The 25,622-nt window shown below is 46.3% G+C and carries 18 protein-coding genes; 7 read left to right on the top strand and 11 right to left on the bottom strand.

What is annotated here, in order from left to right; all coding sequences use genetic code 11:
* Positions 1–212: 212 nt before the first annotated feature.
* The 7 genes from A3K86_RS18540 to mocA all read right to left on the bottom strand — a co-directional run bounded on the left by A3K86_RS18540 (position 213) and on the right by mocA (position 11,068).
* Positions 213–1,742, bottom strand: coding sequence for a hypothetical protein (locus tag A3K86_RS18540; protein WP_068334852.1), 1,530 nt, complete (start codon positions 1,740–1,742; stop codon positions 213–215).
* Between the two features lie 255 nt (positions 1,743–1,997).
* Positions 1,998–2,891: an FAD binding domain-containing protein gene (locus A3K86_RS18535; RefSeq protein WP_068334849.1), complete on the bottom strand. Its 894-nt coding sequence runs from the start codon at positions 2,889–2,891 to the stop codon at positions 1,998–2,000.
* On the bottom strand, positions 2,885–3,355 hold the full coding sequence (locus tag A3K86_RS18530) for a (2Fe-2S)-binding protein (RefSeq protein ID WP_084406681.1): 471 nt from the start codon (positions 3,353–3,355) through the stop codon (positions 2,885–2,887). The genes A3K86_RS18535 and A3K86_RS18530 overlap by 7 nt, the downstream gene beginning before the upstream one ends.
* Complete coding sequence (locus A3K86_RS18525) at positions 3,345–5,558, bottom strand: xanthine dehydrogenase family protein molybdopterin-binding subunit (protein ID WP_068334843.1); 2,214 nt, start codon at positions 5,556–5,558, stop codon at positions 3,345–3,347. Before A3K86_RS18525 ends, A3K86_RS18530 begins: the two co-directional genes overlap by 11 nt.
* A gap of 14 nt (positions 5,559–5,572) precedes the next feature.
* Positions 5,573–6,901: a putative aminohydrolase SsnA gene (gene ssnA / locus A3K86_RS18520; RefSeq protein WP_068334841.1), complete on the bottom strand. Its 1,329-nt coding sequence runs from the start codon at positions 6,899–6,901 to the stop codon at positions 5,573–5,575.
* Between the two features lie 14 nt (positions 6,902–6,915).
* Complete coding sequence (gene ygfK / locus A3K86_RS18515) at positions 6,916–10,032, bottom strand: putative selenate reductase subunit YgfK (RefSeq protein ID WP_068334838.1); 3,117 nt, start codon at positions 10,030–10,032, stop codon at positions 6,916–6,918.
* A gap of 424 nt (positions 10,033–10,456) precedes the next feature.
* Complete coding sequence (gene mocA / locus A3K86_RS18510; RefSeq protein WP_068337017.1) at positions 10,457–11,068, bottom strand: molybdenum cofactor cytidylyltransferase; 612 nt, start codon at positions 11,066–11,068, stop codon at positions 10,457–10,459.
* 39 nt (positions 11,069–11,107) lie between these two features.
* Between mocA and yqeC the strand changes: the two genes are divergently transcribed.
* From yqeC to A3K86_RS18495, 3 genes are all read left to right on the top strand, one after another.
* Entirely contained in the window at positions 11,108–11,986 is an 879-nt protein-coding gene (yqeC, locus tag A3K86_RS18505; protein WP_084406680.1) for a selenium cofactor biosynthesis protein YqeC, read from the top strand.
* Between the two features lie 44 nt (positions 11,987–12,030).
* Positions 12,031–13,629, top strand: a complete 1,599-nt coding sequence (gene yqeB, locus A3K86_RS18500) for a selenium-dependent molybdenum cofactor biosynthesis protein YqeB (RefSeq protein WP_068334835.1) — start codon at positions 12,031–12,033, stop codon at positions 13,627–13,629.
* Between the two features lie 99 nt (positions 13,630–13,728).
* On the top strand, positions 13,729–14,673 hold the full coding sequence (locus tag A3K86_RS18495; protein ID WP_068334832.1) for a dienelactone hydrolase family protein: 945 nt from the start codon (positions 13,729–13,731) through the stop codon (positions 14,671–14,673).
* 128 nt (positions 14,674–14,801) lie between these two features.
* Here the strand turns inward: A3K86_RS18495 and A3K86_RS18490 are convergent, their stop codons facing one another.
* From A3K86_RS18490 to A3K86_RS18480, 3 genes are all read right to left on the bottom strand, one after another.
* Positions 14,802–15,680 carry a 6-pyruvoyl trahydropterin synthase family protein gene (locus A3K86_RS18490; RefSeq protein ID WP_068334829.1) on the bottom strand — a complete coding sequence of 293 codons (879 nt, stop codon included), beginning with the start codon at positions 15,678–15,680 and terminating at the stop codon, positions 14,802–14,804.
* Between the two features lie 176 nt (positions 15,681–15,856).
* Complete coding sequence (locus tag A3K86_RS18485; RefSeq protein WP_068334826.1) at positions 15,857–16,234, bottom strand: SpoIIAA family protein; 378 nt, start codon at positions 16,232–16,234, stop codon at positions 15,857–15,859.
* Positions 16,235–16,396: 162 nt separating this feature from the next.
* The gene (locus A3K86_RS18480; RefSeq protein WP_068334823.1) at positions 16,397–17,548 is read right to left on the bottom strand and encodes a multidrug effflux MFS transporter; all 1,152 of its coding nucleotides are present in this window, start codon (positions 17,546–17,548) and stop codon (positions 16,397–16,399) included.
* A gap of 169 nt (positions 17,549–17,717) precedes the next feature.
* On the opposite strand from A3K86_RS18480, the gene A3K86_RS18475 reads away from it, so the two are divergent.
* From A3K86_RS18475 to A3K86_RS18465, 3 genes are all read left to right on the top strand, one after another.
* The gene (locus tag A3K86_RS18475; protein ID WP_068334820.1) at positions 17,718–18,503 is read left to right on the top strand and encodes an AraC family transcriptional regulator; all 786 of its coding nucleotides are present in this window, start codon (positions 17,718–17,720) and stop codon (positions 18,501–18,503) included.
* Positions 18,504–18,641: 138 nt separating this feature from the next.
* The gene (locus tag A3K86_RS18470) at positions 18,642–18,998 is read left to right on the top strand and encodes a YibL family ribosome-associated protein (RefSeq protein WP_068337010.1); all 357 of its coding nucleotides are present in this window, start codon (positions 18,642–18,644) and stop codon (positions 18,996–18,998) included.
* 685 nt (positions 18,999–19,683) lie between these two features.
* Positions 19,684–21,381: an L-lactate permease gene (locus A3K86_RS18465; RefSeq protein WP_068334817.1), complete on the top strand. Its 1,698-nt coding sequence runs from the start codon at positions 19,684–19,686 to the stop codon at positions 21,379–21,381.
* Between the two features lie 139 nt (positions 21,382–21,520).
* Here the strand turns inward: A3K86_RS18465 and A3K86_RS18460 are convergent, their stop codons facing one another.
* The gene (locus A3K86_RS18460) at positions 21,521–22,429 is read right to left on the bottom strand and encodes a LysR family transcriptional regulator (protein WP_068337007.1); all 909 of its coding nucleotides are present in this window, start codon (positions 22,427–22,429) and stop codon (positions 21,521–21,523) included.
* A 255-nt stretch (positions 22,430–22,684) separates the two neighbouring features.
* Between A3K86_RS18460 and A3K86_RS18455 the strand changes: the two genes are divergently transcribed.
* Positions 22,685–25,558, top strand: a complete 2,874-nt coding sequence (locus tag A3K86_RS18455; protein ID WP_068334814.1) for an FAD-binding and (Fe-S)-binding domain-containing protein — start codon at positions 22,685–22,687, stop codon at positions 25,556–25,558.
* Positions 25,559–25,622: the final 64 nt, after the last annotated feature.

Raw genomic sequence — 25,622 nt, 5'->3', positions numbered from 1 at the left:
TCTGCTTAGGGCTTACTCATTGCCGTTAAGCAGGCTAGTCCCTTTGCGCTGAATCTAATCATATTTAATTTAATATTTCGCAGGAAGCGAGTGAATATAATCCAGTCTAGTGCATTGCGATTAAGCAGTGAGATCGCATCGTCTGTATTTGGGAAAAAGCGAAGCATGAAAGCTTAATAAAAAGTCCAGCTGATGCAGATCATGTCATCACGTTAGCCTTGATCTAGTTCTAGGCGTTTAAATGCTTTTTGCTCTAATTCCTCAAGCAACTCTTGGGTCGGCGCTTGTTGGTGAAGAGATATCGTATCTAAGATTTCCGCAGAATATGCGTGATATTCAAACTCCTTTAGATAACGAGCGTGCAGCAAAGCTACTACCCCGAAACTTGAACCACCGATATTTACCATAGTAGTAAACAGATGTTTCGCTTCATCTTGTTTTCTAAATCTCTCATTCTCAGGAACGTCTGGATACTTAAACTTGATACGCCCAGCATCATTTCTAAGAAGATCACACAACAGACGTATTCTACTTTTTTCCTCTACAAGCTGCTTTATGTTTACCAATAATGAGTTATCAATCTCAAAACCACTTTGTAGAAAACGGAGATTATGTGCAAGATCTATAAAGTCACCATACTTATGGCTTAGGCAAAGCTCCTCAATCAAAGGAGAGTCGTATTTCTCCATATCAATTTCTAGTATCAATGGATTATCGGAGTTTTCAGGATTAAATACTTTAAAAAAACCAATACAGTCATCTAATGAAGCCTTATTATCCAACGTACCATGGAAAGTGACTCGCTCTATACCTTTGCTTGAAATACTCCCGAACTCGATAGAAAACAGATTGGTTTTAAACAACATTCTAGCTGATCTTTCTAAAATACTTGGTACTTTAACTAGCTCAGCATCAAATGAGATCGCTGGTGAGTACTGCGCTGTTTTAAAGCGTAACTTGCAAAGGTCTTCTCTCTGTGGAAGTAGTTCAATCTCAGCCTCTTGTGATTCTTGAACATTTATCCCTTCCAATTGAAATCTCGTGTCTAGCATAATGGTATCTTTAATATTGAGACTTTTTGCTACACCGAGAGCTCTTTTCATGAGGTAATCTTCTAATTCATCGGGTACCGCATTGAACCGGAATTGATAACCACCATCTTCATACCCAACAGTTTCGGTAAGGACATGCTTGTCTTGTTGGTACTTAACAATACCGCCAGGCACAAATGTCATTATTTTGTCTCGTAGTGCTTCACCATCATTACGAGAAAGTTTAAGGCTGTCGTTATAGTTCACCCATAATTTTATATGATTCAGCTTCTCAGGCTTATCTAGAAGGTCATTCTCACGTATCTTCTTCAATACACGATAAATTAGCGTCTTGTCCACATGAACTAAATATGAGTTTTCTAGGACAGGGGCATCCGAATCATCGTACTCATAGAACACGATGAACGTAGGTGAAGTGTAATCAACTAACCGCTTCAAAGCTGACAGTTTGATATTCACTCCACCGTCGGTTCTTTGTGTCGATTTAACTTGGACTTTACACTCAATTGGCTTCGGTTGCTTATCTCGTGGGCCATCAAACTTGAGATATGGAAATTCGATCAGATGATCCCATCCGTTGGTATCTTCTTCCAACGAACGGTTTGCAACAAGCTTTGCCGCAGTACACCAGCGAGAAAACTCCTCTTCACCAAGTTTCCCTAAATTCACTTCGCCTTCAAACTCTGACAATTGATACCTCTATTCCATGTAATGTTAACAACATTTGATATTGTACAGATATAAGGTTGCGGTACCGACGTAACCTACAAGCTATTTGGTGTAGATCAATATTCAAGTCCGTATTGACAGTCATGCTAGAGGGAATTATAGAAAAGGATGTTATCTGACAAAATTTACACATCTAACCGAGTGGTTACACTTAGAAAAAAAGGGGCCAAACGGCCCCAACTCGAATAACAAAGGAAAACACGAAACAGAGTAAAATTAACTTCGTGACAGTATTTCTAACCAACGGGTGAGTAGATTCAGCGAGGCCTGCTGGCGATAAGCTGCTGTCGAGCGTTGATCGTCTATTGGGCGAATGATTTCGCGATAGCAATCTACAACCTGAGCAATAAATTTCGGTTTAGCCAATGTTTCTAATGACCGACCAATAACCAAAGACTCCAATTCGCGGCTTCGCACTACAGTGGGCCCCACCGCACCGAATGCAACGCGCCAATCTTCAAGCACTGGTGCTTTCTTTGGAAAACGCTTGATACGAGCCAAACCAGCCACCGATAACTTGCTCAGCGCATTCGCCGCTCTTGTGCCGACTTTGTGGTAAAACACCTCAGGCAAATCTTGCTGCGGAATAATGATATGAGTGAGCATTTCATCTTGCCTTAGCGCGGTAACCCTTGGTGCTAAAACTAAGTCTTTTAATGGCATCTCCCTCTGCCCATGAATGGATGACAAAACCACGCGGGCATCTAGCGCATACAAGGCTGGCAATGAATCGGCAGCAGGTGACGCATTGCAAATATTCCCAGCTAATGTGGCGCGATTACGTAAGGCGGGGGCCGCAATTTTAGCGACGCTTTGACGAAGAATCGAAGGCACCAAGGGATTGCATTCAATATCAGCCAGTACAACACCGGAGCCAATATATAAAGCTTGCTCTTGGTTGTGCTCATCTTCGTGATCGGTCGTCAAAATGTACTGTAATTCGTCGATGCTATCGACAAACAAGACATCATTCTCAAATCGCGGTGACATCCCAGCTCTGACGCCATGCTGAACCATCAAATCAGTGCCCCCAGAGAACACTGTCATCTTGCCTGTCGACAAGGTATCCAATGCCTGAGCCAAAGTTTCAGGCCGATAGACGTTTACCATAAGCCCTCCCCTTTTCGCGCAGCAATCTTGGCGGCTTCAACAATCATCCCGTAGCCCGTACAACGACAAAGGTTGCCTGAAATGGCAGTGCGAATAGCATGTTCAGAAGGGTTAGGATCAGCGTCAAGTAAGGCATAAAGCGCGAGTACCATTCCTGGAGTACAGAACCCGCATTGCACGCCTTTTGCTTCAAGCAGCGCATTGATCACACACAAGCCTTTTTCTGTCTGCCGTAAGCCTTCAAGGGTCATAACATCACCGCCCTCAACTTGGCTGATAGGCATCATGCAAGCATTAACCAAGCGCCCATTGAAAAGTACCGAACAGGCACCACACTCACCTTCCCCGCAACCTTCTTTGGTTGCAGTATGCCCCATAGTGCCGCGCAAGGTGTGAAGCAAAGACTGCATGGGTTCAACGTCTACAGCGACAAGTTCGCTATTTAGGTAGAATTCAATCTTCATTGATAGGCTCTCCATTGCCAGCACTTCTTGTCTTAATTTGAGTGCGCTTTCCATCAGCCAGTGCCTCACACACTTTTTCTGGCGTTACGGGTATTGATGACAGTGGTACGCCAATGGCATTCTCAACCGCAGCAACAAAGGCAGCCGCGCCGCCATTATGCGTCAGCTCACCACCACCTTTGGCGCCATTTGGCCCATACGGGTACGGGTTATCGACAAGTGCGCTACCAATGGCAGGAACATCAAGCGCTGTCGGGATAACATAATCGGCCATTGACCGTTGAGCAAAAACGCCATCTTGGGTGAGCTCTAATTTTTCGCAACTGCCATAACCCAGAGCCTGCACCAAGCCACCTTCAATCTGGCCTCTGAAAATCGTGCCGTCGATCGCCTTACCTATGTCATATACCGCCCAAGCGCCCGTAATTTCAGCTTCACCCGTTGCCATATCAACCTCAACTTCGACCACGTTGGCGCCGTAGCTGGTTGCTTGGTAGGCATTGCCTTGGTAAGTGTCTTGGTTCCACTGGTGATAGTCAGGTTTACAGTAAACCTCGACGATCTCTTGTGGTTCACCTTCTAGCCACATTTTTTGCAGCTTTTTCGCGGCTTTTTCGAGGATATAGCCGACGATCAAGATCGAGCGCGACGCCACTGTTGGACCGGAATCAGGGACGATGCCTGTATCAGGTACTGCAATTTGAACAAGATCTAGGGGTTTATTGAGCGTATCTGCCACGATCTTACGGAAAGTCAGGCTTAGCCCTTGGCCTATGTCGGTATTAGACGCGAGGATTTGCACCGTACCGTCAGGCTCTTTAACCAATTTAACTTTGGCCCTGACTAAGGTGTCTTCCAAGTCACCCGCAAAACCACAGCCGTGCTGGAATATCGCTAATCCGATACCTTTATTTTTGCCTGTGCTTTTGCCTTTAAGGCGCTCAGGGTGTGTTTCTTCCATCTGGCTAAATTCGGCAAATTTGCGCTGATAGTCCGACATATCGAGCACTTTTTGCAGCATCTCATCAAGCACTAACTCACCGAAGATTTCAGCGCCCGTCAGCGATTGGGATTGAGATGTCAGCATATGCTGTTGTTTAAATGCGACAGGATCAGCGTTAATTTCTTTAGCGACATGATGAATGTGGGTTTCCATACAGAAGCAGTTCTGCGGTGAACCAAAGCCACGGAACGCCCCCGTCGGTACGGTATTCGTTGCCCAAGCATGCCCTTCGACCCGGACATTAGGAATGTCGTACACATTGGTTGCCGTGGTGATGGTGCGTTGCAACACGATGCCTGATAGGCTCAGGTAAGCGCCGGCATTGACATCGAATTTGATGTCCATGGCGACAATCTTGCCATTGGCATCAACACCGGTTTTGTAGTGGAAAGTAACAGGGTGACGCTTAGAGGTAGTGGCAATATCTTCCCCACGCTCAAAAATAAGCCTGATGGGTTGCTGCAACTTCTCGACCGCAACCGCTAATGGCGCAGCAAGCACATCGGGGAAGTCTTCCTTACCGCCAAATCCGCCACCAGTTGGACACTGGATCGCCCTAACGTTGTCATGGCCCAGAACAACCGCCATGGTGTGGTGCACATACCAAGGACACTGCATCGAGCCTTCAAGCACCACTTTGCCATCTTGTGGATAACAAACCGCCCCTTGCGTTTCGAGATAGATATGCTCTTGATAGTTCGTCGAGCAGGTTTCTTCAATGATGGTGACCGCATTGGCAAAACCCGCTTCAATGTCCCCTTTGGTCAACATGTGACTATCAAGGACATTGTTATCAGCGTGAATGGCGCCGTCTTTCAGGGCCTTGGACTCATTGATGGTATAGGCAGGTGTCAACGGCTCATAATCGACATGGATTTCATTGAGCAGTGAATCAACGACATCGGGATCAGGGCCGACGACCAAGTAGATCACCTGACCGACAAACCGTACCTCTCGGTCAGCAAACGCTGGCCAGTCGATTTCGACAATGGGCAGCACATTCTGTCCGGGAACATCATCTGCACCAAAGATATGATAGCCGTCAGGCAAGGATGGAAGTGTTACCGATTTAATCTGCCCACGAGGGCAAGAAGAGCGATAAAACCGCCCTTCTAATAGTCCCTCGTAATGGCGATCGGCAATGTATTTCGCAGCTCCTGTGGCTTCCTCCCACTTAAAGCGCGTATTTACCGTATCCATAACGGGATCTCACATTAATCCAACTGATCCATGGTTTGCCATAAACGCTGAGCAACCTTGCGAGCCTCTGCGTATATCGGCGCCACATCGAACGGGAACGCTCGATCTTCATAAACAAAGCGACCTTCCACCACCACGCTATTCACATTGCCCGCATTGAAGCCAAAGGCAACATGACCTGCGAGGTTATCCGCAACCAATGGTGTCGGGCTGGTGTAATCAAGAATGGTTAAGTCGGCTTTGTTGCCTGCATCGAGACGACCGAATTTCGCGCCGAAGTTACGGGCCAGAATTTCATTACCGTTCCATAAGTGGCGTAAGAAACTGTCAGGCCACAACGGTCCTCCTGCATCACGGTGTTTGAAGAAGGCGAACTTCAATTCTTCAAACATATCGGCACCAATACCATCGGTACCCAAGGCAACATGTTGGAAGCGCGTCAGCCTGTCGTTATAGCCAACGTTGTTGTTCATATTCGAACGGGCGTTGTGGACTAAGAAGCCGTTCTTGGCGTTCAGGATGGCAATGTCTTTGTCGGATAAGAACAGGCCATGTGCTAAGAGCGTCTTCTCGTTGATCAAGCCGAAGCTATCTAAACGCTCAACAATGTCTTGGCTGTAGTGATGGTGACTATGGGTCACGTCATAGCGGTCTTCTGCCACATGAACATGGATCCCACGACCTGTTGCCTGCACCGCCTCAGCCATCATTGAGAGGCCGTCGTTGGTGACGGTAAACGGCGCATGCGCGCCAATGTGGGCTTCGACTAAGTAAGGTTCATCACCCTTTTCTTTAGCACTGTCAATCAGTTGAGCAAACGCGATATTTTCTTCAACACCTGCCACCATTTCTTTCATGCCGTGGTTACGATCAGTGGTTTCAAAGCAAGTCATGCCACGCAAACCCGCCTTGATAAACCCTTTGCGTAAGGTGTTTAGAGAGCCTGCGATATAGTTTGGCGATGCATGGTGATCAATCACCGCAGAACAGCCGCTCTTAATCGCTTCGAGTGAGCAAATCAAACCGCTGTAGTACAGCGCTTCTTCATCCAAGGCTCGGTCCATTCGCCACCACAGGTTCTTCAGTATCGAAATGAAGTCTGGGCTTGGCTTAATATCCGCCATGATTCCGCGCGCTAATCCCGAATAGAAGTGATTGTGGGAGCAGACAATGCCCGGCATCACCAGTTTGCCAGCCATATCCTTGATGACGGCATCAGGGTAATTGGCAGCTAAATTGGCGCCAACTTCCTTGATTTGGTCGCCATCAATAACAATATCGACGCCTTCTTTGATCAGTGCAGGCTCAAACTGCACCGCTGTTGCGTTTCTGAGTACTAACATTCCCTGACTCCTCACTAAACGTCTACTTTGCCAAGCAAGTAGCTGTGGTTAGCCATGACATAGTTAATAATCGTCGCTTCATCGGCGAGCGATTCTGGCATCTCCACATTGCCCTGCTCATTAATACGGAAGGAATAAATCTCACTGTGACTGCGAACCAAGACCTCCTCACCATCAACGAAGAATCCGGCGTTGGTGCTGTTGGCAAAGTCTTCACGCAAGTTAAATAGCGTGAACTTGTCTTTGTACGGCTTGCTATCCCATGGGCAGAACTGAGCACAGTTACCACATTCATTACAGTACGCATCGAGGTGTAATGTCTGGAACTGATCACGGAAGCCCGGAATTGGCAGTGAAATATTGGCGCGGTTCGGACAAACATCGACACACTTGCTGCAAATGTACGAACATTCCAAACAGCGTTTTGCTTCTTGATCGATGAACGCTTCACGGTCGGCTTCTTCCAGTTGGTTGGCTGCAATCAACTTAACTTGGATATCACCTTTACGTGCGTATACCGCTTCAACCTGCACATCAGATTTCGCTTCTAGTTGCTCATCGGCCTGTGCTTCACGGGCCAAGATGGTTGTTGCCGCTTTGCGACCACCTGAAATTGCCGACACGATTGACGATGGGCCTGTCTGGGCATCACCCATCAAGAACACATTTTCAACCTCGGTTTCACCGCTATCTTTGTCGACGACAGGCCAGCCATCGGCTCCCATCGGGATCCCCATGCGAGAGAGCACTTCGCAATTTGATTGCTCACCCACCGCAGTGATCAAGGCATCGACTTGAAGCTCAATCGTCATGTCAGTCGCAACAGGACGGCGGCGTCCTTTCTCATCGGGCTCACCCAGCTCCATGACGCGCGCGGTCAACTTACCACCCGCCTCAAATTGCTCAGGGTTGGTTAAGAACATGAACTGCACGCCATCTTCTACCGCTTCTTCATATTCTTCTTTGTAGGCTGGCATTTCCGCGATAGTACGGCGATAAAGAATCGTCACCTTCTCAACACCATCAACTTTCAGGGCAGCACGGGCACTGTCCATGGCGGTGTTACCAGCCCCAACAACCGCCACATGTTTGCCAAGTTTGAGCTCGTCGCCATCGTTGAAACTGCGTAAGAATTCCAGTGATTTGTAGATATTGGTGTTACCACCAGATAGCGCAATTGGGTTGCCTTTGTCTGCACCTATCCCCAAGCAGACGTATTTGAAACCACTTTGTTTAAGGGCATCTACCGTCAGCGCTGGGTTACAGCCGTACTCAATATTCACCCCGTGATCTTTCACGAACTGGATATCGTGCTCTATCGCTTCCGCAGGAATACGGAACTGAGGGATAATATTCTTCACCACCCCACCAGCATTTTGTTCTTTCTCAAACACGGTAACAGGGTGACCCGCACGTGCCATGAAATAAGCCGCAGAAAGCCCCGCAGGACCGGCACCGATCACCGCAACAGGGTGTTTGGCTGTATCTAGGTTTGGCTGATGCCATTTGGCTTTATACTCATCCCAGCCTTTGGACAATGCGATTTTCTTCATCTCACGGATATTGAGCGCACCTTCGTAATCACGACGAGTACAGTTGTACTGGCACTGGTGATCACAAATATGCCCCGTGATAGAAGGCAAAGCGTTACGGGCGTAAATGACTTCAAGCGCTTCGGTGTACTTATGCTCACCCATCAAGCGGATATATTCTGGAATATCCTGACTAATCGGACACGCCGTCACACAAGGGGCGACATAACAGTCAGTCAGAGGTACGGCTTTCTTAACACTGATTTCTTCAGGGCCACGCCACTGTTTCTGGACGTAATCGGCATCGAGGGATTTCACCGCCAAGGCTTCAAGCTTAACCAAATCCACTTTGCCCATGCCCCACTCATCACTGCCTTCTAGCTCTTTGGCACAGTCAGACAAGCGAAGGTAACCACCCGGTTTCAGCAAGTCAGTCGCCATGGTGATAGGACGGATCCCTGCTTCGAAGATTTCGCGAATATTGAATTTGCTGGCACCGCCCGAGTATGAAATTGGCAGTGTACCGTTGAATTCGCGAGAGAGTTCTAACGCGACATTGATAGATAACGGGAACAAGGCACGGCCTGACATGTACATTTCTTTATCAGGTAGGCGACCTTTTTTATTGAGCGTACCTAGGGTGTTGGTGAGTTTAACGCCAAAGCCGATCCCTTTGTCTTTACCAAGATCGACCAAACGGTGAAGCATGGCTTTAGCATCTTCAATTTGAAGATCATTACTAAAAGACGCTTCACTCAGCGCAACATAATCAAAGCCAGCGTTGTCGAGGATCCCACGGACACGTTCAAAGCCCAATAACGTTGGGTTTAACTTAACAAAGGTGTTGATCCCTTTCTCTTCGATCATGTAGCGACAAATCGCTTCAATTTCATGAGGAGGACAGCCGTGCATAGTAGAAAGGGTGACACCACGGGTTAACTGGGCAGGAATAGCATCGATCATGGCATTCAAACGATCGCGTCTATCTTCTAGCTGATACTCATGAATAAACTCAGGATCTAGGATGAAAGCTTTCAGCTCGTTGGTATAGCGGGAAAAATTGGGGTGCTCACTCGCATCCAGCATATCGTGGATGTATGTCTGCATTGCTGGCGTTTGGATTCCAGACAAGTCATAACCCACACTCATATTGAAGATAAATGACTTATTCTCACCGTCTGTTCTCGGCGCAAACACCTCTTCTAGTAGGTGTAAGGCCATCCACGCTTTCAGATACTCATCATACGCTTTGATAAGTGTAAATTCGGTCGACCATTCGGTATTGAAACACTCATCTTCCGCATCTATACATGGCTTTGCGAGCTCAAGTTGATCAAGCTTCTGGACGGTTTTCAGCTCCATGAAACGACCGCCAGCTAACCATGATGTAATGATATTTTGGGCAAGTTGAGTATGTGGTCCAGCGGCAGGACCAACAGGGGTTTCACAATACTCTCCCCATACCGACAACGAGGTGTTACTCGTTTTACGGTAGAACTGTTGTTCTGGAATACCGAAGATAGATTTACTCTGCTTATATTCACTGAACATTCGGTTAAGTAGCTCACCGAACGGAACGGGACGCATGATGTCTCCCATGATAGATCTCCTTGATGTTATTCTTGTTCTTCCAGGCACGTTTATTTACACAATGTGTAGGGCAAAACCGCATAAATACGTTATTAACTAAAGAGCAACTACTAAGCCAAACTTTTTAACCGGATTAAAACCTAGTAATTTATTAATTAATTTCGTGAGCGAAGTCGAAAATTCAACGTGATTTATCACTAGAGAAAAAGAACTGAATTTATTTACACCAAGAAACCTGCAATAAATACAATCTACAAATGAGGATGATTATTAATTAAAGGAAAAAGCTATCATATTAATAAAAAGCTATCAGTTTGATATAAATCATACTGATAGATATTAGCGATAAAATGAAAAAACAGGATTAAATAGAAACTATGATAAAATGTGATATCAACATGCTATTTCTATCACATTAATAATAACGCCAAAATCAACTATCAATTTGATAGTTCTGATGTGACCTTTGACACAAATATTTATAAGCTTTTGGCGTATCGACATCTAAATATATTTCTTCTACATCCATCTCTAAATATTTAGCTTGCTCACTAAAGAGAATGGCTTTCATCGATGATTTCACATCGGCATGCATCACTGTATGTTTCAACCTCTGAGGGATCAGCACTGGATGGCCCGGTCGTGTGGGACTACCAGGAAACACAGTACAACTGCCTCGTGCTGACCATAATTGTTGAAATATAGACGAGGGAATACAAGGCATATCGCCATGGGTAATGAAAAAGCTATCACTCTCTACATGCTTAACGCCCTGCTGAATAGAACTAAACATCCCCTGTTTGTAACTCTCATTGTGCACCAATAAAATTCTTTCATTATCCTTATACTTTTCAATAAGTTCTAACCTTCTATAGCCCACAACCAAGATAACTCGACTACAAAATGAGAGCGTGTTTTCGATACTTGCATCAAGGATTGTATGCTGTTGGTAAGGTAGCATGAGCTTCCAACTTCCCATCCTTGATGATAAACCTGCCGCAGGTATCACGCAGTCTATACGCTTGGGACTTAACGATTTATCCATAATAAAGAAACCCATTAAATAACATTTATGGTTTATCAGATGAAGACACGATTAATTGAAAACAATCCAAGTGAATATATCTTGCCTGAGTTATATCAATACACTTTAACATCTAAAGATAGCCCTTTATATATTACTTTGGTCGGTGGGGGAGGAAAAACATCCGCTGCATTTTGGCTAGCGAAAAAGTTCAAGCAATGGGGCTGTTCGGTATGTGTAACAACAACGACAAAAATGTATTTGCCTACTCAAGAACAAGCTGACTCTATTATTCCTATCGACGAAATAAATAGCGTTTATCATTTTTCAGCACAACACGCTTTTGGTATTTGTGAGCCTACAATCACTTTCGTCTACAAATCTTTGATAACGGATCATTTAAAAACGCCCCAACCTAAAGTATTAGGCTTATCTGAAAAAGAGATAAAATTTATCGAAAACCACTGTCCCTTCACTGTTTTTATTATTGAAGGCGATGGTGCGCACTCACTACCAATAAAAGCGCCTGATAGGAATGAACCTTGCATTCCTAGTTATTCAAACATGGTGATTGGTGTCACTGGCGCAGAAGCCATCAACCGCAAAGCAATGCCCTGTCACATCCACCGTTGGCCAGCTTTCTCAGCCATTACAAAATGCCAACCGGGTGAGGTGATAGACACTCAAGTATTGCAGCGGTTGGTATCTCATCCACAAGGACTCTTTAAATCAACCCCAAAAACAGCAAAAAAGATTTGGTTGATAAACAAAATGGATCTCGCCAACGATGCCCAAACCGTAAGCAAGATAGCCGAAGAAGTGCTGGCAAACAGCCCGCAACTCAACGCAGTTTGGCTAACGGAAATGCAGGCGGAAACACCAATCAAAAACGTTATTTTGAAGGAACAAGTAGCTAATGCTACTGAGTCATGCCACTGAATCATAGCAGCTACCTGACTTCGTCAGTACAGAGGTCATAGAACATGAATATCTTTGCCAAGGCAGCCCAACTAGAACAAGAGAACGTGCCATTCGCACTTGCCAATATCATAGAAACCCGCGGCTCTGCACCGCGCCATTCAGGCCAGATGATCATCAGGGCTGATGGCACCATCGCAGGCACAGTCGGCGGGGGAATGATTGAGCGATATGTGATCGAGCAAGCCTTGGAAGCGCTACAAGAGAGAAAGCCGCGCGTTGTGAAAGGACGTATGACCCGCAGTGGCCCTGATGCTATGGGGATGGATTGCGGTGGCGCGATGACAGTATTTATCGACGTTTACGGCTTACGTCCTAGTTTGATTCTTATTGGCGCAGGACACGTCAACCGTGCCGTTGCCCAAGCCGCCCACGTACTGGGTTTCGATATTTCGGTCGCCGATGCTTATGCTGATAGTCTTGCTGAAGAACATTTTCCAATCGGTACCAAACGTCTACTCGGCGAGACTATGGTACAAGCCATCGAACAGCTCGATATCAACAAAGACAGCTATGTCGTCATCGCGACGAATCACCAAGATCAAGATGCCATATCCAAAGTCGTCGATTGTGAAACTCGCTATACCGGCCTTATGGCAAGTCGTCGAAAAGTACAGGCGCTCTTTACTCACCTACGCCAAAGCGGCGTCAATGAAGATAGGATCAAAAATATCCACTCCCCTATCGGTTTCAATATCGGCGCAGAAACACCGGAGGAGATCGCCATCAGCATAATGGCTGAAATCCTCAAGGTGAAACATGAGTCAGTAGGCGGCCAAATGAAAGATGATGCCCGCCTTAACCGCAATAAATTGGTTTTACTACGCGGCGCGGGTGACATATCAACAGGTGTTGCTGTTCGCCTATTCAATGCCGGCTACAAAGTCGTGATGACAGATATCGCCAAACCCACCATGATTCGCTGCGGCGTATCGTTCGCGCAGTGCTTATATGGCAGCCCCGTCGAAGTGGAAGGGATCACAGCGTGCAAAGCCAACAACAAAAGCGAAGTGTTCGATATCATTGACCGCAACCAAATTCCGGTTGTGATCGATGAAGATTGCACCTCGGCTGATACTCTCAAGCCAACCTTCTTGGTCGACGCGATTCTTGCCAAGCACAATCTCGGCACTCGCAAAGACATGGCGCCTATCACCATCGCCTTGGGCCCAGGTTTTACCGCGGGTAAAGATTGTGATGCCGTAATTGAAACCAACCGAGGCCATGATTTAGGTCGCGTGATTTACCACGGTTCAACCCAACCAAATACTGGCGTTCCCGGCAATATTGCGGGCTACACACACCAACGTGTGCTTCGCTCGCCATGTTCTGGTGTGATGCATAACCACGTTAAACTCGGCGATCTGGTTGAAGAAGGTGATGTCATTGCCCATATCGGTGACAGCCCGGTCATTGCGCCACTGGGAGGAATGGTACGCGGATTATTGAACGACGGTCTGACCGTTCGTGAAGGCTTTAAAATTGGTGATATTGACCCTAGAGGTTCAGAAGCGGATTACACGACAGTATCAGATAAAGCACGCGCAATAGCAGGGAGTGTCTTGGAAGCCATGCTACATCTTGAACACAAGCGAGTAAGCTAACCAATTAGCAACCGCTTACTAACGAATTATGGTCAGCTCCTGCAACGACTCATCCCCTAAATTGTGTCTATGCTTTATAAAAAACGCAGGGGACTGACCATGAGCTCGCAACATAAGGCTTCACCGCAATCACGCTATTCGCAACCCGAAGTATCGGATCCACAACCTCACCCCATTCCGCAAGAAGCCTTTGATTGGTACGACGAATATGCTCATGGCGTTATTGATCGTCGTGAGTTTCTCGCACGGCTATCAAGTTTGGCGGTGGTTGGGCTGAGTATGGCGGTACTCACTCAAGCCCTGATGCCCAATTACGCTCAAGCAGAACAAGTGTCGTTTAACGATCCTGATATCCGTGCTAGCTATCAAACCTTTCAATCACCACAAGGACACGGGGAAGGTCGAGGATACCTAGTGATGCCGCATCCGATACCCAAAAGTGCGCCTGTGGTATTGGTGATCCATGAAAATCGAGGGCTCAATCCCTATATTAAAGACGTTGCCAGACGGCTCGCCAAAGCGGGATTCATTGCCATGGCGCCGGATGCACTGTTTCCATTAGGAGGTTATCCGGGCAATGATGATCAAGGAAGGGAAATGCAAAAAAGCATGGACCGCGCCAAAATAGAACAAGACTTTATTGCTGCGGCAAACTTCTTAAAAGCGCACCCACAGAGTAACGGAAAACTCGGTGCGGTCGGCTTTTGCTTTGGTGGCTATGTCGTCAATATGTTAGCCGCCACCATAGGCGATACGCTCAATGCTGTCGTCCCTTTTTATGGTACACCCGCAGCCAAAGAAATACGCCCACAGATCAAAGCGCCACTTCAACTTCACTTTGCGAGTTTAGATAAGCGCGTTAATGACACATGGCCCGATTACGAAACCGATTTGAAAGCCATCAACGCGAACTATAACGCTTACATCTACCCAGATGTAAATCATGGCTTTCATAACGACTCCACCGCCCGTTATGCCGAACCAGAAGCAGAACAAGCTTGGCAGCGAACCTTAACCTTTTTTAATCAGTACCTCAGGGCATGAACGGGCAAGAAAAGCACCAAATAGCAGGCATAAAAAATCCCCATCACTCTGTTGATGAACAGCGAGGTAGCTGTCACAGCATGATGGGGACTTCAGAAAACTAATTGGCGGCTAAGCCATAAGGCTACTTATAGCGATGCCATTGCGCCTTTGCCAACACCTTCGTAAGCAACAACGTCTAACGCATCGTCTGCTGATAGCGTTGCTTTTACTTCATCGGCAATGTAACCCGCTAATAGTTCTACAGTGGTGTCCGTTGGCAAAATTTCTGTTTCGCTACGGGCAATCGCCAATTCAAACTCACCTTGCGGCGCGGTGTAACGGAAACCATAGTGGCTTTCATCGCTAATCGCTTGTGCATGTGCGCTTAGAGCAAGTTCATCAATCGTAACTTGATCTTCTTGCGAGCCAAGGTAAATGTCTTGCCAACGCTGCGCCCATGCTTGTTCACGTTCGCTGTCACGCTGACCATTCACCAGTAATTCGATTGGTGAACGATGACCGTGAGCAATACGCTGACAGTTACCATCGTGCTTTTTCAAGCCGTGAGAGTAATGGTAAAACGCACCATCAATGTTCTCGTGACGTAAGGTAATTTCTAACCCTTCAACGTTCTCTGGCAATTCACCTTTCAATACTTGGTAAACATGCTCAGTCACGGTTTCAATGGTGATTTCATCAGCATCGACCAAACAGAACGCTTCGTCAGGGCAATGGAGGTGAATACCTTTCTCGCCACGCAGCAGATCTAGGGTTGAGTAACCTTCTTTGGTTGCAGCCAGCTTCATCGCAGGATCACGCATCGGCACCAACAGACGGTGATCGACATATTCATCGACCAAATGCTTAATTTGCTTTTTCACGCGTCCAAAATCAAGCACCATGCTCATTTCATTTAGCTCACCAGACATCACTACATCCAGAATCCAGCTTTCCCCTACCATACCTCGTGTTGCACACAGGTAAGAGGCATCGATAACGGTGAGATCTCTAACGAATAGCTTCAAACTGAAGTCCTTATTGATAATGGTTGTCGTTTTGCTAAGAGGGGGCATTATACTCGGCAAATACGGTGAGTAAACCACCTAACCATTCATCAAGCTATTGTGACAATTATCACTCTCTGGATGACGCTTAATTCACCTATTTGATGACTCTGCGCTTATAAGCAAAAGCGCTACAATTAACTGCGAAGCCAAGCCAAAGCATCAAGCGGCTCGTCGAAATAGCGCACTTCTCCCGCCACAAACCAGCCACCGACTTTCGCCATGATTTCTTGCCAACGCTGATTGCCATAAATCGCCACACGATGGAATTTCTTACCGTGCTTTAAACCCAAGCGAAGATCGTCCCACGCTGCTTGTAGCTCCCAACCTTCAAAGTCGGAACCATCGATATAAGCATCAATTTGTGGCTTTTCGACACTCGCCAAAGCGTCATCCAGTATTGGGGTGATCTTTTCAAAATCACCGTGCGTCAAAGTACCAATCGCTTTGATTTCAATAAAGAAGTGATCATCTTTTTGATCGATGTCCATCGCTAAACCGTGTGAAAGCGCCATCTTAGCCTCCTGAGTTTGCAAACAAGCAAATCCAAGGCTGATGCAATCATATAATCCACCAGCCTGTTTTGCGGTTATTAGGGTGCCCCTAACTCAGTGTAGCGGCTTTCTGACACCAAGCAGCCAAGCTGACACTTTATTGAAATAAGGGCTCCCTAAAAACTAAGATGCAGTGCGACGGAACAAACCTAAGGTGCAAATCAGTGCTAATAAGGCACAACTTATCAGTACCAGTCCCAATTGCTGCCACCATGCCGCAATCGCCAAGCCCGCACCAATCAGCAAGTAATAACCTAAGCCAAATAAAGCGCCAGCGGTGCCTGCCACCTGCTTATAGTTCTGTAGCGCTTGGCTTAATACATTCGGGATCGCGATACCAAAGCTGATCACCACCAGCATCATTGGCAATAGGAACCATAAACTGGTTTGCAACAACCACACACCGACGCTACCAATCAAAGCTCCCACTGCTGCGAACAAAATCAGCGTAGTCGCCTTAAACTGACGGCTGTGGAACTGCTTGTTTAGCAAACTGCCGATAAAACAGCCTAACGCTAACACCACGCCGCTATAGCCAAACTCGACCGAACCATAGCCCATGCGAGTGAATACAAACGGTGCTAACGAGTAGTAACTAAACAGCATAATATTGAACAAAGCGACAAGCGCGGCATTGAGCCATAGTTGACGATCGCCACACATGGTTACCGCCACAGACCACACTGATGGGCGTTGGCTTGATGATAAATGTTTATCTTTAGGTTGCGTTTCAGGCAGCCATTTCGCGCTCACGATAAACAGCACCAATGCCATCACAAATAACAAGCTAAACACCCATTGGTGTCCGCCTAGACTTGCCAAGCTGCCACCTGTTGCTAGTCCAATCACAGGGCTAAGTGCAATCGCCGCGCCCATGATAGAAAACAGCTTAGCTAAATCAGTGCCTTCATAACTATCGCGAAGCATAGTCTGAGTAACGACTGAGCCAACCGCAGCACCGAATGCTGATAACACCCGAGCCAGCAATAACACATCAAAGCTTGGCGCATAAATGGCTACGACAGAACCGACACCGTAGGTTATCAATCCAAGTAATAACGCAGGTCGACGACCTAGCCAATCCGCTAACATCCCCCAGCAAAAAACGCCGAGCGCAAAAGCGGTGAAATAGACAGATAATGTCTGTGCCGCTGTTGCTTCTGTTACAGCAAATGCATCGGCAATATGAGGAAGTACTGGGCTGTAAATGGTTTCGATGATCTGGGGAAACATCATCAAAATGGCCATCAACCAAGTATTGGGTTTTCGAGTCATGTCTTTTATCTCTCGGTAACAACGAATGGCGCACACTATATCGAGCCACCAAAAGTCCAGTTACAACAATTAAGACAAAAAACATCAAAATAAAGACAAGCTGTATTTCATGGCGTATGCTGATCTTCTATTCCAGTCATCTCTTGGTTAATACGGAGCGAGGAAAACCATGGCGCTGATCACAGGAGAGAAGCCTTTTAACCCCGATACCCTAGCCACAGATGTAGTCGGCATCGCTGCCGATGTCGGACGCCATGACTCTGGCTTTCATCACCACCAAAAAGCACAACTCTTGTTTGCTCCAAAGGGATGTATGACGCTGGCGTTTGAACAACAGGAATGCGTGCTGCCACCAACACGAGCTGCGTGGATCCCACCAAATACTGTCCATCGCGCTCACATGTATAACGTGGTCGCGTACCGCTCAATCTATTTTTCACCTGAGTTATACCAAGCGTTACTGGAAACCCATCCACAGCTGGCAAATGTTCACATAGTCAGTGTTAATGAGCTGCTGCGGGCTTTGATTGAACGAATGGCCTTTTGGCAATGGAGCGTGACCTCACACGATCAGCACACTTTGTTAGCGTTATTTTGGCAAGAGCTCACACAAGCCCCAGTTCAAGATTTGCACCTACCTAGCCCACAAGACCCGCGCTTACAGACGTGGTGGCAAACAATAAAAACCAAGCAAGCGCTACCCAGTTCGTTAAAAGAGATGGCGAAATCCATAGGAGCCAGCGAGAAAACCATCACCCGCATTTTCCAGCGTGATACCGGGATGTCATATCAAGAGTGGCGGCAACAATGGCGTTTATTATCAGCCATTGAACATTTGAGTATCGGCAAATCAGTGGCTGCCACCGCCAGTTTGCTGGAGTTTTCCAGCGACAGCGCATTCATTAGTTTCTTTAAACAGCATACTGGCGAAACCCCAAAGCAATACGCAGGCTAGCCATTGCCAACACGTGCCTTGTTCACCCCGTCATAACAGTTCACACAACAGATCATTGGGGATCTGGCAGGGAGCTTGTTATACTTGCCTCAACCAGACTTGATACAACAAGTCGATTTAGCACCCAAAGGTAATGAAATGAATCTAAAGCAAGAACTTCAGCAAGTGAATAACCGCCTAGACAAGTGTCGTCATAAGCTGGCAGCGGCAATGAGCCGTAGTGATCAACCTATGATTGATCAGTTCAAAGCTGAAATTGCTAAGCTTGAAAAGAAACGTGATGGCATTAAGGGCACACGTTCACGTCAAGCAAACGATAAGGGCAACGACATCAAAGCGATGGCATTCAACCGTGCGCTTACTAAAGCTGAACAAGCTGACATGGGTAAGCTGAAAAAATCGGTAAAAGGTCTTGTTGTTGTTCACCCAATGACGGCAATCGGCCGTGAAATGGGTATCAAAGAAGTAACAGGTTTTGCTAACAAACCTTTCTAAGCCTTCATTGTTTAGCGGCTATCCGCATTAAAACTCGGCTTAACACAAACAGCCCATCACAGTGTGATGGGCTGTTTGTTTTTAATTCACCACACCAAGCAAGCCAATTCAAACTAGCGCCATATTGATGTTAGCGTTTTGTGAGAAACACTTCGCAACCTACCCGCTCAACGAGTACATTTAAGCAAACTCAATCACCATAAAATCAGTAAGCACGTTAAGCATCCACTGAAACTCAATAACAAAAACTCGGACAAATCATAAGATGAAAGCTAATTATGTTGTAAAATTACATCAATGCTTTCAATGGCTTGATCATCATTAAGCTTTACTACACCGATATTTTGCTATTTTTTAATCTAATACGTCTAATAAATTAGTCGTCATTATGCACTTCTTCGTTTCCTGCAATCACCTAATTAATTCTGCTATTAGACACAAAATATGTGTTACACCCTTGTTTTCTCTGCGCCCATTGTATTTATCACAATTTAAAACAAGCATTAACATTTACCCTTACAACTAAAAAGGCTTTATTAAACAAAAAAACAGCCATAGCCATTCATTTTTTCCGCTTTAGAATGTCATCCCCACCAAAAAGCCGCTTACAAAAATTAACGTTTTTTCAGTTTGCGTGTAATAAAAACAACAAAATGATAAATAAACCCACATGGAGTGGAAGCACATGACATCTTTATTTTTATCCATTATCCCTATCATCATTCTTATTTGGATGATGACCAAGAAAAACGGGTTGCCCTCTCACATTGCCCTACCAATCACAGCCCTAATGGTTGGCGCTTTACAACTGTTTTACTTTGGTACTGATTTAACCTTAATTAGCGCCAACATCATTGCCGGTATCCTTTCAGCTATCACCCCAATTTCAATTGTTGCTGGCGCTATTTTGTTAAATCGCATGATCTACCTTTCCGGCTCAGAAGACATTATTCGTCGCTGGCTAGAAGGGATCAGCAAAAATCAAGTCGCGCAATTAATGATCATTGGTTGGGCGTTTGCATTCATGATTGAAGGCGCGTCTGGTTTTGGTACTCCTGCAGCCATTGCAGCGCCAATTCTCGTGGGATTAGGCTTCAATCCACTCAAAGTCGCCATGCTTGCTTTGGTAATGAACTCGGTACCCGTTTCCTTCGGCGCAGTCGGAACACCGACTTGGTTTGGTTTTTCAAATTTAGGTTTAGATGACGCAACATTACTCGCGACAGGCAAAATCTCAGCCCTGATCCACTTTGTGGCGGCATTTGTTATCCCTCCACTCGCGCTGCGCTTTATTGTAAGCTGGCAAACAATTCGCCAAAATTACTTATTTGTCTTAACCAGCACACTGTCATGTACCGTTCCCTACTTCATGCTGGCGCAATGGAATTATGAATTCCCAGCATTAGTTGGTGGCGCTATTGGCTTAATTCTCTCTGTGGTTGTGGCTCGCTTTGGCCTTGGTTTAGCTCATAAAGAACCGCAAGAAAGCGTTCAAATGGCGACGGGAAATGAAACATTTGCAAATGCAGATACCTCTGTGGATTTACAAGTATCAGTACGCACAAGCAACTCCCACTCAAACCCATTAGGCACTAACAGCAAAGGCACTGATCAGGCTGTTCCATTTAGCCAAATAATAAAGGCCATGACCCCCACTATTTTGCTCATTACGATTCTTATCGTGACGCGTATCAAGCAGTTGGGTATCAAGCCTTTACTCACCGATAGCACTGAAATCTTCACACTCTCATTGGGACCATTGGGTGATTTCAGTATCAGCCAAGCATTGATACTAAAACTCAGCCATATTTTCGGTACTGATGTTTCATGGGCTTACAAAACTCTGTATGTACCAGCACTGATCCCATTTTTACTGGTGGTATTAATCTCAATTCCGCTGTTTAAACTGGAAGGTCATGTGGTAAGACAAATGTTTTCGGAAACCGCAAACCGGATCAAAATGCCATTCATTGCTCTTGTAGGTGCACTGATCATGGTAAAGCTCATGATGACAGGAGGAGAAAACTCCCCAATCATGACAACAGGACAAGCCTTCTCTGATTTGATGGGGACCAGTTGGCAATTTGTAGGCGCATATCTAGGCGCGCTTGGTGCTTTCTTCTCAGGCTCAGCAACAGTCTCTAACCTTACCTTTGGCGCGATTCAACAAACTATTGCAATTAACGTAGGGTTACCACAAACCACTATTTTGGCATTGCAATCCGTTGGCGGCGCAATGGGGAATATGGTGTGCATTAACAACATCATTGCGGTATCGACTATTCTGGGCATTGCAAATAAAGAAGGCTATATCATTAAGCGCACCGTGATCCCAATGTTAATCTACGGTATTGTCGCGGCAATCATGAGTACGCTGGTATAAAAATGACGCTGTTATTACCAATATACTAAATGTCAGCCAATCAAATAAAAGCGAAAAAACTAAGGTCAATTCACCCTTCTTTTTTCGCTTTTCTTACTCGAGATTAAGTTTGGTTTAAGTACGCTTATACGAATTTAACTTACGATGAAAACTTGGCTTCATGTTTCTGATAGCACTGATAAAGGTGCTCAATAAACAACTTCACTTTCATAGGTTGATGGCGGGTGTAGGGATAGATCGCATAAATACCAAGACGCTTACCCACCTGCTCTTGTAACACTTCTATTAAGGCTCCTGATTGTAAATCTTCCGCCACCAACACCCGAGGGACATACACTAAGCCTTGTCCAAACAGAGCAGCCCGACGCAATGCCGAGGCATTATTGGTCGTGAAATTACCATCCACTTTAAGGGTGTAAGGCTTGTCATCATCTTTAAACAACCATTCTTTAGCGCCCGTTTCCTGATAGCTATAAGCTAAGCAATTATGCTGAGTAAGCTCCGCGGGCACTTTCGGTACACCTTGACGAGCAAAGTATTCAGGTGCACCACAAATCACCCAGTGCGCCTCAACTAACCGCCGTGCAATAAAGCTTGAATCAGGTAAAGCACCCGTTCGGATAGCCAAGTCAAACCCTTCAGCCACAATGTCGACAAAGCGGTTATCCAAATCCATATCAATATGAATATCAGGATATTTAGCACTAAATTCAGCGATCGCTTGGGGTAACAATAACTCGCCTGAGATCGTTGGTACTGTAATACGAATCGTCCCTGTGAGACTTTCTCCTAACCCACTCATCGCTTGCTCGGCGTTTTGTACCGAGTAATAAACCTCGCGCGCATGGGCAAAGAACACTTCCCCAGCTTCGGTCAGCGTTAATTTACGGGTTGTTCGATATAAGAGTTGAACGCCAAGGTCTTGCTCTAAACGGGTGATCCGCTTACTGACTACCGATTTGGTGAGCCCCACCAGATCGGCCGCCTTACTGAAGGAGCCTTGCTCAATCAGGTGATAGAAGATCAAGTAATCATCAGTGCTTCGCATCATTAGTATACTTTTTGCAACAAACTTGTGTATTGGTGGCAGTATATCAACCAAACAAATGTTATTAAAATATTAAATCTAACAGCTTTCAAAATAGGCAGTCGGGCGCAACACAAAAGACCCGCTCATCGATATCCTGCCTATGTAATGAGTTATAAGAAGCCGAAAAGGCCAAGTGACACCATAATTACAATTAACCCCAGCATTTCCTGTCGCGATAAGCATTAAGACAGTGAACGCCATGGAGCACAAAAGATGCAACATCCCTACACCACATTGATTGATCAGCTTGCCAATACTATTGATAAAAAGCGCATCATTACTGATCCGACCCTCACTCTGGCCTACGGCACAGATGCCAGTTTTTACCGCTTAGTACCAAAAATCATTTTGCAGCTCGACTCGCTTGATGAAGTCGTGACTGCGCTCAAAGCCTGCTACGCACTCACTATTCCAGTCACCTTTCGCGCAGCGGGTACGAGCCTGTCAGGACAAGCTTTGTCAGATTCGGTACTAATCACGCTGACCAACAATTGGCGTAATTACAAAATCAGCGATGATGCCCAGCAAATCACTCTGCAACCGGGGATCATCGGCGCAGAAGCCAACAAACTACTAGCCCCACATGGTCGTAAAATCGGCCCCGATCCCGCGTCTATCAATACCTGTAAAATTGGTGGTATCGCGGCGAATAACGCATCGGGCATGTGTTGTGGCACTGCGCAAAACAGCTATCAAACGCTGGCGGGTATGACAGTGGTGCTTGCCGACGGTACTGTGCTCAATACCCTTGATGAAGCAAGTCGCCAAGCGTTCCAACAATCTCATGCTGAGTTACTCAATGATTTGGCCGAGCTTGCCGACGCTTGTAAAAACACCCCTGAACTGGCTGATAAAATTCGCCACAAATACCGCTTAAAAAACACCACGGGCTATAGCCTTAACTCCCTCACCGACTACTGCGATCCGATTGATATTTTGCAGCACCTCTTCATTGGTTCAGAAGGGACGCTCGGGTTTATCGCAGATATCACGTATAACACAGTGATCGATCACGCCCACAAAGCATCGGGCTTGTATGTGTTTAAAGATATCGAAACCACATGTCGCGCAGTGAGCGAGCTTAGCAAAACCACTGCCGCAGCGGTCGAGTTGATGGATAGCCGCGCATTGGCTTCTGTGGCTGATGAACCGGGCATGCCTGATTTCATTGCTCAATTAGGGCAAGAAGGTAATACCGAAGCTGCCGCACTGCTTATCGAGATACACGCTGAGAACGATGACGACCTCAAAGGGCAAGATGCCGCTATCTCGACCCTCATCAGCTTGTTTGAACCGATGCACCAAGTTGCTTTCAGTACAGATACCACAACCTGTGCACAGCTCTGGGGTATTCGTAAAGGCTTGTTCCCTGCTGTAGGCGCGGTGCGTGAAACGGGGACCACGGTGATCATTGAAGACGTGGCGTTTCCGATCGAACAACTGGCGCCAGCCGTGCGCGAGCTCCAAGAACTATTCACCCGTTACCACTACCATGAGGCGATCATCTTTGGTCATGCCCTCGCTGGTAACCTTCACTTTGTGTTCACACAAGCCTTTGATAGCCAAGAAGAGATCCAACGCTACAGCGATTTTATGGATGCCGTTGCCCAGTTAGTGGCAGTCGATTACCAAGGCTCACTCAAAGCAGAGCACGGTACTGGTCGCAACATGGCACCTTACGTCGAACTGGAATGGGGTCAAGAAGGCTTCGCACTAATGCAGCGCATTAAGCAAATCTTCGATGTTACTGGCATCTTAAACCCTGGGGTGATCATCAATGATGACCATCAAGCCCATGTAAAAGATCTCAAAGCCATGCCTGCGGCCGATACTCTGATCGACAAATGTATCGAATGCGGTTTTTGTGAGCCGGTGTGCCCATCGCGCAATCTTTCGCTAACACCGCGCCAGCGAAATACCGTGTTTCGTGAAATTAGCCGCCTGCGTCGTACTGAAGAAGATCCAACCCGTTTGGCTGAAATGGAAAAAGCTTTCCAATACCAAGGGGTGGATACATGTGCAGCGACTGGCTTGTGTGCCGATCGTTGTCCTGTGGGGATCAATACTGGCGATTTGATGCGAAAACTGCGTCAGCAGCACTCTCCGATGGCAAAATCCATCGCTCGCTGGACAGCGGAGCATTTCTCCACCGTCACTAAAGCGACCAAGCTAAGCTTAGGTGCCGTCAATGGTGTTCACTCTGTGATTGGCACCAAAGGCATGAAAGCGCTCAGTAAAACCGCCCACAAACTCAGTGGTGAAAAGCTACCATTGTGGAATGAACATATGCCTCGTTCAGCTGGCAGTATGAAAGCCCCAACCATCTTTACAATCGGCAAAGAAAAAGTGGTCTACTTCCCAAGCTGTGCATCACGCAACATGGGGACAGAGAAGAATGCCGCTGATCCGCGTCCATTAGCCGAAGTGACGATTTCGCTGCTGGAAAAGGCTGGTTATGAAGTGGTGTTGCCACAAAAACTCGACAACCTTTGTTGTGGTATGCCGTACAAAAGCAAAGGTTTTGCTGATACCGCCAACGACAAAGCCCAAGAGCTTGAACAGAGCCTGTGGCAGATTTCAGAACAAGGTAAGTTGCCCGTTCTGATGGATACCAGCCCATGCGCAAGCTTAAGCAAAGAAACCATGCGCCAAGGGATCACCATTTTAGAGCCGTTTAAGTTTGTGGCGGATTTCGTGCTACCTAAACTCACCATTACACCGCAAGAAGAACCTGTGATGCTACACATCACCTGTACTTCACGTCGCAATGGCTTAGCAGGTGTGATGCAAAAAGTCACAGAAGCGTGTGCCAAAGAAGTCATCATTCCTGAAGATATTCTGTGCTGTGGCTTTGCGGGTGATAAGGGCTTCACTACCCCTGAACTCAATGCATCAGCTCTGGCACCGTTGAAGCCTCAAGTGCCTGAAAACTGTAATGAAGGTTACTCTAACAGCCGTACTTGTGAGATTGGCTTATCAGCGCATAGCGGTATTGAGTATCGCTCTATCTTGTATTTGGTGGATAAAGTGAGTCATGCGGCTAATGCCAGCGCTGAGAACGCAAATACCGCAACTTCAAACCGCTAATTAACCAATAACGACTGCTTGTAAATGGGTTAACAGGTTAAAAAGCACATAAAAGTTAGGCTAA

The sequence above is a fragment of the Photobacterium jeanii genome, from assembly GCF_001650345.1.
Taxonomy (GTDB): domain Bacteria; phylum Pseudomonadota; class Gammaproteobacteria; order Enterobacterales; family Vibrionaceae; genus Photobacterium; species Photobacterium jeanii.
This window is presented reverse-complemented; position numbering and strand designations above follow the sequence as displayed.